Here is a 13414-nt window from a genome sequence, read left to right as displayed (position 1 = left end):
CGCCCCAGTCAAACTGTCCGCCTGACACTGTCTCCTACCCCGCTAAGGGGCATGGGTTAGAAGTTCAATACAACCAGGGTAGTATCCCACCGACGCCTCCTTCGAAGCTGGCGCTCCGAGATCTCTGGCTCCTACCTATCCTGTACAAGTTGTACCAAAATTCAATATCAAGCTACAGTAAAGCTCCACGGGGTCTTTCCGTCCTGTCGCGGGTAACCTGCATCTTCACAGGTACTATAATTTCACCGAGTCTCTCGTTGAGACAGTGCCCAGATCGTTACGCCTTTCGTGCGGGTCGGAACTTACCCGACAAGGAATTTCGCTACCTTAGGACCGTTATAGTTACGGCCGCCGTTTACTGGGGCTTCAATTCGCAGCTTCGCTTGCGCTAACCACTCCTCTTAACCTTCCAGCACCGGGCAGGCGTCAGCCCCTATACGTCACCTTACGGTTTTGCAGAGACCTGTGTTTTTGCTAAACAGTCGCCTGGGCCTATTCACTGCGGCTCTCTCGGGCTATACACCCTACCAGAGCACCCCTTCTCCCGAAGTTACGGGGTCATTTTGCCGAGTTCCTTAACGAGAGTTCTCTCGCACACCTTAGGATTCTCTCCTCGACTACCTGTGTCGGTTTGCGGTACGGGTACCTCCCACCTCGATAGAGGCTTTTCTTGGCAGTGTGAGATCAGGAACTTCCTCCATACGGAGTCGTCATCACAGCTCAATGTTAAAGTACGCGGATTTACCTACGCACACACCTTACTGCTTGAACAGAGACAACCAACGCTCTGCTTACCCTACCCTACTGCGTCCCCCCATTTCTCAAACGGTGGGGAGGTAGTACAGGAATATCAACCTGTTATCCATCGCCTACGCCTATCGGCCTCGGCTTAGGTCCCGACTAACCCTGAGCGGACGAGCCTTCCTCAGGAAACCTTAGTCATACGGTGCATGGGATTCTCACCCATGTTTCGCTACTCATACCGGCATTCTCACTTCTAAGCGCTCCACCAGTCCTTCCGGTCTGACTTCAACGCCCTTAGAACGCTCTCCTACCACGCATACCAACGGTATGCATCCACAGCTTCGGTGAATCGTTTAGCCCCGATACATTTTCGGCGCAGCGTCACTCGACCAGTGAGCTATTACGCACTCTTTAAATGATGGCTGCTTCTAAGCCAACATCCTGGTTGTCTAAGCAACGCCACATCCTTTTCCACTTAACGATTACTTTGGGACCTTAGCTGGTGGTCTGGGCTGTTTCCCTTTTGACTACGGATCTTATCACTCGCAGTCTGACTCCCGTGTATAAATATCCGGCATTCGGAGTTTGTCTGAATTCGGTAAAGCGAGATGCCCCCTAGTCCAAACAGTGCTCTACCTCCGGTATTCTCAATCACGAGGCTAGCCCTAAAGCTATTTCGGAGAGAACCAGCTATCTCCAAGTTCGATTGGAATTTCTCCGCTACCCACACCTCATCCCCGCACTTTTCAACGTGCGTGGGTTCGGACCTCCAGTAAGTGTTACCTCACCTTCATCCTGGACATGGGTAGATCACCTGGTTTCGGGTCTACGACCACGTACTAATTCGCCCTATTCAGACTCGCTTTCGCTGCGGCTCCGTCTTATCAACTTAACCTCGCACGTAATCGTAACTCGCCGGTTCATTCTACAAAAGGCACGCTATCACCCATTAACGGGCTCTAACTACTTGTAGGCACACGGTTTCAGGATCTATTTCACTCCCCTTCCGGGGTGCTTTTCACCTTTCCCTCACGGTACTGGTTCACTATCGGTCACTAGGTAGTATTTAGCCTTGGGAGATGGTCCTCCCGGATTCCGACGGAATTTCACGTGTTCCGCCGTACTCAGGATCCACTCTGGAGGGACTGAACTTTTGACTACAGGGCTTTTACCTTGTTTCGCGGACCTTTCCAAGTCGCTTCGTCTAATCCAATCTTTTGTAACTCCGTATAGAGTGTCCTACAACCCCAAAGAGCAAGCTCTTTGGTTTGGGCTCTTCCCGTTTCGCTCGCCGCTACTCAGGGAATCGAATTTTCTTTCTGTTCCTGCAGGTACTTAGATGTTTCAGTTCCCTGCGTCTGTCCTCATCACGCTATGTATTCACGTGTAGATACTATCCGATTAAAGATAGTGGGTTCCCCCATTCGGAAATCCCCGGATCAAAGCTTACTTACAGCTCCCCGAGGCATATCGGTGTTAGTGCCGTCCTTCATCGACTCCTAGTGCCAAGGCATCCACCGTGCGCCCTTATTAACTTAACCAAAAGTTAAACTTACTTAAAAAGTAAGATTTTAAGGATATTGCACGATCAATTTCTTGATCTATGTTTGTTTATTACTTATCAATGTCGTTTTATCCAGTTTTCAAAGAACAAGACAGCGAACTTCCATCACATCGTGACTAAGCTTCACTGAATTTGCTTCATGCAATCTTGCGACAAAAGCGCTAGCGGCAGGAGCAAATATTTTTTGAAGTATTCCATTCAATTAAGAATGAACCTTCAAAACTGAACAGCAACCGTTAATGTTTCATTCCCTAGGAATGAATTCCGAAAATATCCTTAGAAAGGAGGTGATCCAGCCGCACCTTCCGATACGGCTACCTTGTTACGACTTCACCCCAATCATCTATCCCACCTTCGGCGGCTGGCTCCATAAAGGTTACCTCACCGACTTCGGGTGTTACAAACTCTCGTGGTGTGACGGGCGGTGTGTACAAGGCCCGGGAACGTATTCACCGCGGCATGCTGATCCGCGATTACTAGCGATTCCGGCTTCATGTAGGCGAGTTGCAGCCTACAATCCGAACTGAGAACGGTTTTATCGGATTAGCTCCCCCTCGCGGGTTGGCAACCGTTTGTACCGTCCATTGTAGCACGTGTGTAGCCCAGGTCATAAGGGGCATGATGATTTGACGTCATCCCCACCTTCCTCCGGTTTATCACCGGCAGTCTCCTTAGAGTGCCCAACTAAATGATGGCAACTAAGAACAAGGGTTGCGCTCGTTGCGGGACTTAACCCAACATCTCACGACACGAGCTGACGACAACCATGCACCACCTGTCACCGTTGTCCCCGAAGGGAAAACTGTATCTCTACAGTGGTCAATGGGATGTCAAGACCTGGTAAGGTTCTTCGCGTTGCTTCGAATTAAACCACATGCTCCACCGCTTGTGCGGGCCCCCGTCAATTCCTTTGAGTTTCAGTCTTGCGACCGTACTCCCCAGGCGGAGTGCTTAATGCGTTAGCTGCAGCACTGAGGGGCGGAAACCCCCCAACACTTAGCACTCATCGTTTACGGCGTGGACTACCAGGGTATCTAATCCTGTTTGCTCCCCACGCTTTCGCGCCTCAGTGTCAGTTACAGACCAGATAGTCGCCTTCGCCACTGGTGTTCCTCCAAATCTCTACGCATTTCACCGCTACACTTGGAATTCCACTATCCTCTTCTGCACTCAAGTTCCCCAGTTTCCAATGACCCTCCCCGGTTGAGCCGGGGGCTTTCACATCAGACTTAAGGAACCACCTGCGCGCGCTTTACGCCCAATAATTCCGGACAACGCTTGCCACCTACGTATTACCGCGGCTGCTGGCACGTAGTTAGCCGTGGCTTTCTAACAAGGTACCGTCAAGGTAGCGCCAGTTACTACGCTACTTGTTCTTCCCTTGCAACAGAGTTTTACGAACCGAAATCCTTCTTCACTCACGCGGCGTTGCTCCATCAGACTTTCGTCCATTGTGGAAGATTCCCTACTGCTGCCTCCCGTAGGAGTCTGGGCCGTGTCTCAGTCCCAGTGTGGCCGATCACCCTCTCAGGTCGGCTACGCATCGTCGCCTTGGTGAGCCGTTACCTCACCAACTAGCTAATGCGCCGCGGGTCCATCCTATAGTGATAGCCGAAACCATCTTTCAACTTCCAACCATGTGGTTCAAAGTATTATCCGGTATTAGCTCCGGTTTCCCGAAGTTATCCCAGTCTATAGGGTAGGTTACCCACGTGTTACTCACCCGTCCGCCGCTAACGTCATTGGAGCAAGCTCCAAATCCATTCGCTCGACTTGCATGTATTAGGCACGCCGCCAGCGTTCGTCCTGAGCCAGGATCAAACTCTCCATAAAAGTAGTTTGAAAGCTCATTTGCTTTGCTAGCGATTCAACTAATTAAAGTTGAAATCTATTGTTTGCTTCATTTAAGAAGCTTTGTTTCATTAACGTTGCTTGTTCAGTTTTCAAGGTTCATATCGTTGTCGTTTGTGACAACTTTTATATCTTATCATTTTAGTTTTTCCTTGTCAACAACTTTTTTTGAAAAAGTTGTTTCGGACATGTTATCTAAAATTAATAACTTTAATACTTTATCATTTCCAACACGGAAAGTAAAGTTTTTTAAATATCGTCGTTCTGTTTTAGCGACAAGTAATAATTTATCACACACCAAGTTATATTGCAATAGTTTTATTAGAAAAATATTAATTAATTTTAATTCCTTTTAAACGTCTCATAATCTTACCAACTATACTAACTCTGCATGACTAATTTAAATGAATGTACAAAAATTAGTACGTTTTACAACAACGAGCCAATCATACATTTAAAAACTTATCAAACATTCTATTATTTAACACTTACATTTAAATTCTATGTTTAGTTTCAAACTAAAAAAGGAGAACCCTTTTACGGATTCTCCTTTTTAATTGCGAATTCTATTTTGAAGTATGGCGCATTGTTGGGAATAATAGTACATCACGGATTGATGGTGAATTAGTTAATAACATAACAAGACGGTCAATACCGATTCCTAAACCACCCGTTGGAGGCATACCATATTCTAATGCTTCAATGAAATCGTTATCCATTTCGTGCGCTTCATCATTACCTGCTGCTTTTTCAGCCATTTGAGCTTCAAAACGTTCACGTTGATCGATTGGGTCATTTAATTCAGTGAAGGCATTAGCATGCTCACGACGAACAATAAATAACTCGAAACGATCAGTGAAACGTGGGTCCTCAGGGTTTTTCTTCGCTAATGGAGAAATTTCCACTGGGTGACCTGTTACAAATGTAGGTTGAACTAATGTTTCTTCAATTTTTTGCTCAAAGAATTCATTAATGATGTGACCTACTTCATGAGCATCTTTAATTTCTACGCCGTGCTCAGCAGCGTGCTTACGTGCTTCTTCTACAGTCATTGTTGCCCAGAAGTCTACACCTGTTGCTTCTTTAACCGCATCAACCATGTGTACACGTTTCCAACCGACACCTAATTCAATTGTATCTTCACCGTACTGTACAGAAGTAGAACCTAGTACCTCTTGCGCAACGTGTGCGATTAGGTTTTCTGTTAAGTCCATAATGTCCTTATAATCTGCATATGCTTCATATAACTCAATCATTGTGAACTCCGGGTTGTGACGAGTTGAAATTCCCTCGTTACGGAATACACGGCCGATTTCATATACTTTTTCTAAGCCACCAACGATTAAACGTTTTAAATGTAGCTCGATTGCGATACGCATATATAATTCCATATCTAATGCATTGTGGTGTGTAATGAACGGACGCGCCGCAGCACCACCAGCGATTGTGTGTAGCATTGGTGTTTCTACTTCTAAATAACCGTTATTATCTAAGTAGTTGCGGATTGCACGGATAATTTTTGAACGTAAGATGAATGTCGTTTTTGATTCATCGTTTGTCATTAAGTCCACATAACGTTGACGGTAGCGTTGTTCTACGTCAGTTAAACCGTGGAATTTGTCTGGTAATGGGCGTAATGCTTTTGTTAAGAATGTGAATTCAGTAGCTTTTACTGATAACTCCCCAACTTGAGTGCGGAATACATTCCCTTTTACACCTACGATATCACCAAGATCAGCTTTGTTGAATAATTCGTACGCTTCTTCTCCGATTGCATCTTTACGCACGTAAATTTGAATTTGACCACCTAAATCTTGAATGTGGGCAAAACCAGCTTTCCCTTTACCGCGCTTTGTCATGATTCGACCGGCAATTACAACTTCGCGTGGATTTTCTTCTAATTGTTCTTTATCAAATTGTTCATTTTCTGCAATTACTTCATTCGATAAATGTGTACGTTCAAAACGGCTACCGAATGGGTCCATACCGTTTTCTTGAATATCCGTCATCTTTTGGCGTCTCACCAAAAGTTGGTCGTTTAATTCTTCGATATTTGACACGTGTATCACTCCTTAATATTTTTGCGCTCCAAAACGGCACAATTGTCCATAATGTTTCTATTGTACAGCATTTCGTTTGTCGATTCATCTGTTTCGAATTAATTCGAAATGTTTAATAATTCTGTTAAATGATTATTATTATACAACAAAAGGCACCTAATAATAGATGCCTTTCTCGTTTTATACTTCTTCTAATATTTTACCATTTGCCTCATATTCTGCTACTACACCGTTAATAATCGTACGTAATTCCACTTCTGTTTCAGCCGTGTTAATGGCGTTTCGGATTTTCCCATTACCACGAAGACCTTTTAAGTACCATGATGCATGGCTACGCATTTCACGTACCGCTACCTTTTCTCCTTTTAACGCCTTTAAACGTTCAAAGTGTAATAAGCAAACGTCCATCTTTTCGCGAAGGGATGGCTCTGGTAATAGCTCCCCTGTTTCTAAATAACGCACCGTTTGATACATCATCCACGGATTACCTAATGCCGCGCGACCAATCATCACCGCATCCGCACCTGTATGATCGAGCATACGTTTGGCATCTTGAGGTGTTTCCACATCCCCGTTACCAATAAACGGTACAGAAATATGCTTCTTCACTTCTGCAAGTACATCCCAGTTGGCTTTGCCTTCGTACATCTGCGCACGTGTACGACCATGCATCGCAATAGCAGATACACCTGCGCGTTCAGCAGCAAGCGCGTTTTCTACAGCAAAAACATGCTCGTCATCCCAGCCGATACGCATTTTTACCGATACCGGCTTATCCACTGCGTCCACTACCGCTGACACCATCTCATAAATTTTGTTCGGGTCAAGTAACCACTTGGCACCCGCTTCACATTTGATGATTTTATTGACAGGGCAGCCCATATTAATATCGATAATATCCGCTGTTGTATGCTTATCTACAAATTTTGCCGCCTCCACTAAATTTTCTTTGTCTCCTCCGAAAATTTGAAGTGTCATTGGATTTTCACGCTCATCGATATAAAGCATGTCCATCGTTTTTTGATTGCGAATGTTTAACGCTTTATCGCTAATCATCTCTGCGTAAACTAAACCCGCACCAAATTCCTTTACTGTTAAACGGAATGCTGAGTTACATACACCTGCCATCGGGGCAAGTACGACGCGGTTATCCATGACGATGTCGCCAATTTGGAACGGTTTTTGTTCGATGTTTGACAACGTTTGTCCCTCCTTTAAGTGTTAGTCACCTTTCAATTCCTGAATATCTATGTTAAATACATCCGCAATTGATTGAAGTTGCTCCCTACTAGGCGATTTTTCACCTCGTTCGATCCGTCCTAAAATCGTTACAGATATACCAATACGTTTTGCTAGTTCGGTTTGCTGAATTCGCTTTAGCTTTCGGAAGGCACGAATTCGTCGACCGTAGCGATCGTCTTCCACAGCTTGACGCCCTCTTTCTCTATGTCGAATGCTTGAAATGCTTTTTGTACGTTTACTAGCATATCACAATTTTCTACTATAATCTCTTTTAATGGTACGAGTACAAAAGCACGTTCGTACATGCGAGGGTGTGGTACTATAAGCGTTTCTGTGTTGTACGTTTCGTTATTGTACAATAGAATATCCAAATCAATAATACGAGGGCCCCAGCGGAATTCACGTACGCGGCCTAAATCATTTTCAATTTGTTGACACACTAAAAGTAACTCATGCGCTGACAAATTTGTTTGTAAGCTTAACGCGATATTTAAAAAATCCGCCTGCTCCGTAAAGCCTACCGCCGCTGTCTCGTAAATCGATGACACTTCTGTTACGGTAATTGCTTCATGTGCCAATAGCATACGTACGGCATCTTGTAAGTTTTGTTCGCGCTCACCTATATTTGTGCCAATCGATAAATACGCTACCTTCATACGAATTGCCCTCGCGTAATCTCAACAGCCACTTCCTTATAATGCCCTGGAATTGGTGGGTCCGGCTTTACAACTTCCACGCGGCAGCCAAACACTTGTCCCTCATATTTCGTTAGTACCTGTTTCGCAATTGCTTCGGCAACAGCTTCAATTAATTTATAAGGCTTTCCTTCTATTACTTCCTTACATATATCGTACACACCTACATAGCTAACGGTATCGTCTAACTCATCGGTTTCACCTGCACCTTTGATATCTACCGCTAATGACACATTGGCACGAAAGCGTTGGCCTAATACGTTTTCCTCTGGTAATACCCCATGATAACCAAAAAACTGCATTTCTCTTAAATGAATATAATCCATACAGAACTCCTTAATGTCTTGGTGCTAATTCACCTTGTACTTCTAATTTCCCTACTAGAGCGTCCATCATTTTGACAGTGCGCGCAATTTCTTTTACGTCATGCACCCGCATAAGATGACAACCCTTTTGTACACCGAATGCACATGTAGCGGCAGTTCCTTCAACACGCTCAGCTACAGGTAAATCCAATACCGCGCCGATCATACGTTTACGCGATGTTGCAAGCAGTACCGGATAGCCCAGCGCAACAAGTTCATCTAAACGCTGCATTGTTTCGATACTTTGCGCTAAGTTTTTGACAAAACCAATGCCCGGATCTAGCATAATGTGCTCAGCTGGTACACCGGCTTTTTTAACGATTTCAATACTTTCCTTCATATCTTGTAAAAAGTCATTAAAATAATCCCCATACACATCATTATCACGGTTATGCATTAAAAAAATTGGCACATTTAGCTCCGCTGCAACTTGTGCCATGTGTGGATCGGCCTTTGCTCCCCAAATATCGTTAATCATATGTGCACCCGCTTTAATCGCCGCGCGTGCTACATTTGATTTATACGTATCAATTGAAATAATTGCCGGTACTTCCTTCACTAGTGCTTCAATGACCGGTACCACTCGTGCAATTTCTTCTTCATCAGAAATACGTGTATAGCCTGGACGCGTCGATTCGCCGCCTACATCAATAATTTTTGCTCCATCAGCAACCATCTTTTTCGCTTGGCCTACAGCCTTGTCGATCGAATTATACTGGCCACCATCTGAAAACGAATCTGGCGTAACATTTAGAATTCCCATTACAAATGTTTCTTTATAAAAATCTAATTCAATATTATTCAGTGTTAACGTTTTATAATTTTCTAGCATTGCGCTCTCCTAAATTGGTTACAATTTTTTCGATATAGGCATTATGCAGCTTTTGATAAATATGCCCTTCACTACCTGCAAACCGAACATTACCTATGCATGATATCGGCACAAGTTCCTGCACAGCAGTTGTAATAAAGCATTCATCTGCCTGCTCAAGCTCCCACTTTAAAAAGCTACCTTCTCTTACTTGAATTCCTATTAGCGATGCAAGCTCAATGACAAGCGCACGCGTAATACCAGGTAAAATACCTATTTTTGTGGAAGGCGTATATAGTATACCGTCTTTTATCCAAAAAATATTTGACGTAATCCCCTCAGCTACAACACCACGTGCATCCGTAAAAAAGCCTTCATGTGCTGCTAGGCTTGGCAGTTCCATGCGCGCACGTACGTTATTTCCATAATGATGACTTTTGTGACGCTGTTCTTGTTCAGGCGAATTACGCAAAGTTTTTAACCAAACCGCCTCTTTTTCAGTACCACGTTTTACTTGTGGAAGCTCCTTACGAAACAAAATAACAGTTGGCTCCACATATTCTGAAGGTGCTAACCCAATTGCATGCGGTCCTGCCGAAACATTTAAACGGAAATAGCCTTCATTTCCATCTTGTACATTCAACTGTTCAATAATTTGTTCTATTTCTTGTAAGCTATAAGGAAATTGAATACGATACTCCTTTAACGCCTCTAGTAAACGTCCGAAATGGAGTGGTAAAAATACCGCTTTTCCCTTATATGTACGAAATGTTTCAAAAAAGCCAAGCCCATATAAAAAACCATGATCAAACGGTGAAATGCGTAAATCCTGTTCTTCGATAAATTGTCCGTTCATCCAACAAAGCATCCTCATTCCTCCTAGCAATAGTTTTCAATAAACGTTTTTAAAAGTAGCTTACCATCCTCCGTCATAATCGACTCTGGGTGATACTGTACCCCTTCAATCGCAAACTCCTTATGGCGCAATCCCATAATTTCGCCTTCTTCGGTCCAGGCTGTTACTTCTAAACAATCCGGTAATGTTGTTGGTTCTACAATAAGCGAATGATATCTTGTTGCTAAAAAGGGATTATTATTTTTAGCATGCAAGCCGATTTCTTTATGATGCACTGGAGATGTTTTACCGTGCATTAAACGTTTGGCGCGAACAACATCACCACCAAATACTTGTGCAATCGCTTGATGTCCTAAGCAAACTCCTAGAATTGGAACTTTCCCAGCAAAATATTCAATGATATTTAGGCTTTGCCCCGCTTCATTTGGTGTACATGGCCCTGGCGAAATAACGATCATCTTCGGATTTAACTGCTTAATTTCTTCAATAGTAACGGTATCATTACGCTTAACGACTAATTCATAGCCAAACTCCCCGAAATATTGCACTAAGTTATACGTAAACGAATCATAATTATCAATCATTAAAATCATTTGCTCACCTCTTCTGCCATCGCTTTTGCTTGCCATATTGCCTTTGCTTTATTCATTGATTCCACATATTCATTTCCCGGAATCGAATCGATAACAATTCCCGCACCCGCTTGAATATATGCTACATCATCTTGAATAAACGCTGTTCGAATTACGATATTTAATTCTAAGTCACCTGTATAGCCAATCCATCCAATCGAACCAGTATAAAGTCCTCGTCGCACGGGCTCAAGCTCCTCAATAATTTCCATCGTACGAATTTTCGGCGCACCGGTAATTGTGCCACCCGGGAACATCGCACGAATCACATCGGCATTTGATTTGTTAGGTGCTACTTGGCCGCGTACATTGGACACGATATGCATGACATGCGAGTAATACTCAATGACCATGAACTCATTAACTTCCACTGTGCCGTACGCGCTCACTCGTCCTAAGTCATTTCGTTCTAAGTCTACGAGCATCACATGTTCAGCTCGCTCTTTTTCGTGCTCGATCAGCTCATTGGCAAGGGCTAAATCTTCCGATTCTGATGCTCCACGTGGACGCGTACCCGCAATCGGACGCGTTGATAATTCTGTACCTTTTTTCTTTACGAGTAATTCTGGTGACCCACTGACAACAGCAAAATGATCACTTTCGATATACCCCATATACGGTGATGGATTAAACGAGCGGACTGCCTCGTACATTGTAATGGGTGTTGCCGATAGTTTTTTTGCCTGACGTACCGATAAATTCACTTGGAATACATCACCTTGTCCGATATAGTCTTGAATTTTCCCTACTGCTGCCTCAAAGTCTGCCCCAGCAAATGATACTTGTAATTCACTTTCATCTTGTATTACATTTGTTGCGGCCTCTTGATTAAAGTTGCGCAATGTCATTCCCGTAGTAGCTGCTTGTTCCCATTTATGTTGCCACTGTTGTAAATCCATTTCGCTCGTCGCAAACTTCATCAGAGTGACTTCATTTGTCGCAACATTATGAACTGCCCAATGGTCGAATAAATAAAAATAAATGTCTGGCACATGTAAATCATTTATCGCTACTTCTTCAAACACTTCAATCGTGCGCGCATAATCATATGAAATAAAGCCAATCGCCCCACCTTGAAAATCTGGTAGTTCCACATTCGCTTCGATTTCATATTGCTTAATAAATTGTTCAAGTTGCGATAACGCTTCCCCGTATCTGACTTCTTTTTCGTCATTTTCCCAGGTAATCTGTAAACCATTTTCTATAGATTGCGCTGTCGCAAATGGACCCCATGCAGCAATTGAATAATGGCCACCGCGCCCGCTTTCTAAAAATACGCGTTGTTTTACATCTGCGGTCTGTTGTTTAAAGCTATAAAAAAACTCATCTTTCGTCATTGGAAATACGTGCGTTGCAAGTTGCTGCATATTATATCCACCTTCTTTTAACTATTTGCTTTAATTAAACTTGAAAGTACTGAAAATTGCTAGAGAAATGCGATTTTCCACATTAGAAAAACGCAAAATCCGCCAAAGTAACACGATTTAATGGCTTTTCTTAAACAAATCCCCTTAAATGATTCATATTTTTCCGCCCATTGAAAAAAGCCATCCTAGTAAAATATCTCTACTAGAATGGCTATTTGTTTGCTATTAGTTAGTCTTCGAATTGGTATAAAGGAGTTGATAAGTAACGCTCACCATTTGATGGGATGATCGCTACTACGTTTTTCCCTTTACCTAAACGTTTAGCTGTTTCAATCGCTGCATAAATCGCTGCACCAGATGAAATCCCCGCTAAAATACCTTCTTCACGTGCCACTTTACGTGCGTTTTCGAATGCTACTTCGTTTTCTACCGGGAATACTGATGTGTATATTTCTGTATCTAATACGTCTGGTACGAAGCCAGCACCAATACCTTGAATTTTGTGTGGCCCAGGGTTACCACCAGAAAGTACTGGTGAATCTTTTGGCTCCACTGCGATAATTTCAATTGCTGGGAATTTTTCTTTTAGTACTTCACCTGCGCCAGTAATTGTACCACCCGTACCAACACCAGCAACGAATGCGTCTACTCGTAAGCCATCCGCTTCAAATGCCTCTACGATTTCTGGACCTGTCGTTAAACGGTGAATTTCAGCATTTGCTTCGTTTTTAAATTGTTGTGGTAAGAAGTAGCCCTCAGAAGCTGATAATTCCTCTGCTTTTGCGATAGCACCTTTCATACCTTCTGGACCAGGTGTTAATACTAAATCTGCACCGTAAGCACGTAAAAGGTTGCGACGCTCTAATGACATTGTTTCTGGCATTACTAAAATCGCTTTGTAGCCTTTTGCCGCTGCGATCATTGCAAGGCCGATACCTGTGTTACCTGAAGTTGGCTCGATGATTGTGCCACCTGGTTTTAATGTACCGTCTTTTTCAGCTGCTTCGATCATCGCTAAAGCTAAACGGTCTTTTACTGATGAACCTGGGTTGAAGTATTCTAATTTTACGTATACATTCCCGTCGTTTTCACCTGTTGCATTGTTTAGTTTTACGATTGGTGTGCGACCAACTAATTCAGCCACAGAGTTTACTAATTTACTCATAATTTAATATCCCCTCTCAATCCCTACCAAGTTAATAGGTTTTACTTAATTTTAATCTTATC

Annotated in this window: 10 protein-coding genes and 2 rRNA genes (1 of these 12 running past the window's edge); all 12 read right to left on the bottom strand. The window is 43.3% G+C overall.

Translation table 11 applies throughout. The features are described from left to right. Window positions 1–2285 (bottom strand): 23S ribosomal RNA (locus O7776_RS00535) (it extends 644 nt beyond the left edge of the window). Window positions 2286–2588: 303 nt separating this feature from the next. Beyond that, a 16S ribosomal RNA gene (locus O7776_RS00530) occupies window positions 2589–4141 on the bottom strand. The 16S and 23S rRNA genes sit together here, the layout of an rRNA operon. A gap of 584 nt (window positions 4142–4725) precedes the next feature. Continuing rightward, entirely contained in the window at window positions 4726–6228 is a 1503-nt protein-coding gene (gene lysS / locus O7776_RS00525; protein WP_274308748.1) for a lysine--tRNA ligase, read from the bottom strand. A 171-nt stretch (window positions 6229–6399) separates the two neighbouring features. Further along, the gene (dusB, locus tag O7776_RS00520) at window positions 6400–7419 is read right to left on the bottom strand and encodes a tRNA dihydrouridine synthase DusB (RefSeq protein ID WP_274308747.1); all 1020 of its coding nucleotides are present in this window, start codon (window positions 7417–7419) and stop codon (window positions 6400–6402) included. Between the two features lie 21 nt (window positions 7420–7440). Next, a complete protein-coding gene (locus O7776_RS00515; protein WP_274308746.1) occupies window positions 7441–7644 on the bottom strand; it encodes a helix-turn-helix domain-containing protein in 204 nt (67 codons plus the stop codon). Further along, on the bottom strand, window positions 7596–8117 hold the full coding sequence (gene folK / locus O7776_RS00510; RefSeq protein ID WP_274308745.1) for a 2-amino-4-hydroxy-6-hydroxymethyldihydropteridine diphosphokinase: 522 nt from the start codon (window positions 8115–8117) through the stop codon (window positions 7596–7598). Before folK ends, O7776_RS00515 begins: the two co-directional genes overlap by 49 nt. Continuing rightward, window positions 8114–8482, bottom strand: a complete 369-nt coding sequence (gene folB, locus O7776_RS00505; protein ID WP_274308744.1) for a dihydroneopterin aldolase — start codon at window positions 8480–8482, stop codon at window positions 8114–8116. Before folB ends, folK begins: the two co-directional genes overlap by 4 nt. 10 nt (window positions 8483–8492) lie before the next feature. Then, window positions 8493–9353, bottom strand: coding sequence for a dihydropteroate synthase (gene folP / locus O7776_RS00500; RefSeq protein WP_274308743.1), 861 nt, complete (start codon window positions 9351–9353; stop codon window positions 8493–8495). After that, window positions 9337–10200, bottom strand: coding sequence for an aminodeoxychorismate lyase (pabC, locus tag O7776_RS00495; protein ID WP_274308742.1), 864 nt, complete (start codon window positions 10198–10200; stop codon window positions 9337–9339). The genes folP and pabC overlap by 17 nt, the downstream gene beginning before the upstream one ends. Window positions 10201–10211: 11 nt before the next feature. Then, window positions 10212–10781 (bottom strand): aminodeoxychorismate/anthranilate synthase component II, encoded by a 570-nt coding sequence (pabA, locus tag O7776_RS00490; RefSeq protein WP_274308741.1) that lies wholly within the window; start codon window positions 10779–10781, stop codon window positions 10212–10214. Beyond that, window positions 10778–12187, bottom strand: coding sequence for an anthranilate synthase component I family protein (locus tag O7776_RS00485; protein ID WP_274308740.1), 1410 nt, complete (start codon window positions 12185–12187; stop codon window positions 10778–10780). The genes pabA and O7776_RS00485 overlap by 4 nt, the downstream gene beginning before the upstream one ends. Before the next feature lie 229 nt (window positions 12188–12416). Then, complete coding sequence (gene cysK / locus O7776_RS00480) at window positions 12417–13352, bottom strand: cysteine synthase A (protein ID WP_274308739.1); 936 nt, start codon at window positions 13350–13352, stop codon at window positions 12417–12419. Between the last annotated feature and the right edge of the window lie 62 nt (window positions 13353–13414).

The organism is Solibacillus daqui (assembly GCF_028747805.1).
GTDB classification, from domain to species: domain Bacteria; phylum Bacillota; class Bacilli; order Bacillales_A; family Planococcaceae; genus Solibacillus; species Solibacillus daqui.
The sequence above is the reverse complement of the archived record's forward strand: the minus strand, read 5'-3'. Positions and strand labels throughout refer to the sequence as shown.

What these genes read in the sequence shown, in the direction of transcription:
- folK (WP_274308745.1), bottom strand. Translation starts at nt 8,117, where the DNA reads ATGAAGGTAGCGTATTTATCGATTGGCACAAATATAGGTGAGCGCGAA.
- folB (WP_274308744.1), bottom strand. Translation starts at nt 8,482, where the DNA reads ATGGATTATATTCATTTAAGAGAAATGCAGTTTTTTGGTTATCATGGG.
- pabC (WP_274308742.1), bottom strand. Translation starts at nt 10,200, where the DNA reads ATGCTTTGTTGGATGAACGGACAATTTATCGAAGAACAGGATTTACGC.
- O7776_RS00485 (WP_274308740.1), bottom strand. Translation starts at nt 12,187, where the DNA reads ATGCAGCAACTTGCAACGCACGTATTTCCAATGACGAAAGATGAGTTT.
- folP (WP_274308743.1), bottom strand. Translation starts at nt 9,353, where the DNA reads ATGCTAGAAAATTATAAAACGTTAACACTGAATAATATTGAATTAGAT.
- pabA (WP_274308741.1), bottom strand. Translation starts at nt 10,781, where the DNA reads ATGATTTTAATGATTGATAATTATGATTCGTTTACGTATAACTTAGTG.
- cysK (WP_274308739.1), bottom strand. Translation starts at nt 13,352, where the DNA reads ATGAGTAAATTAGTAAACTCTGTGGCTGAATTAGTTGGTCGCACACCA.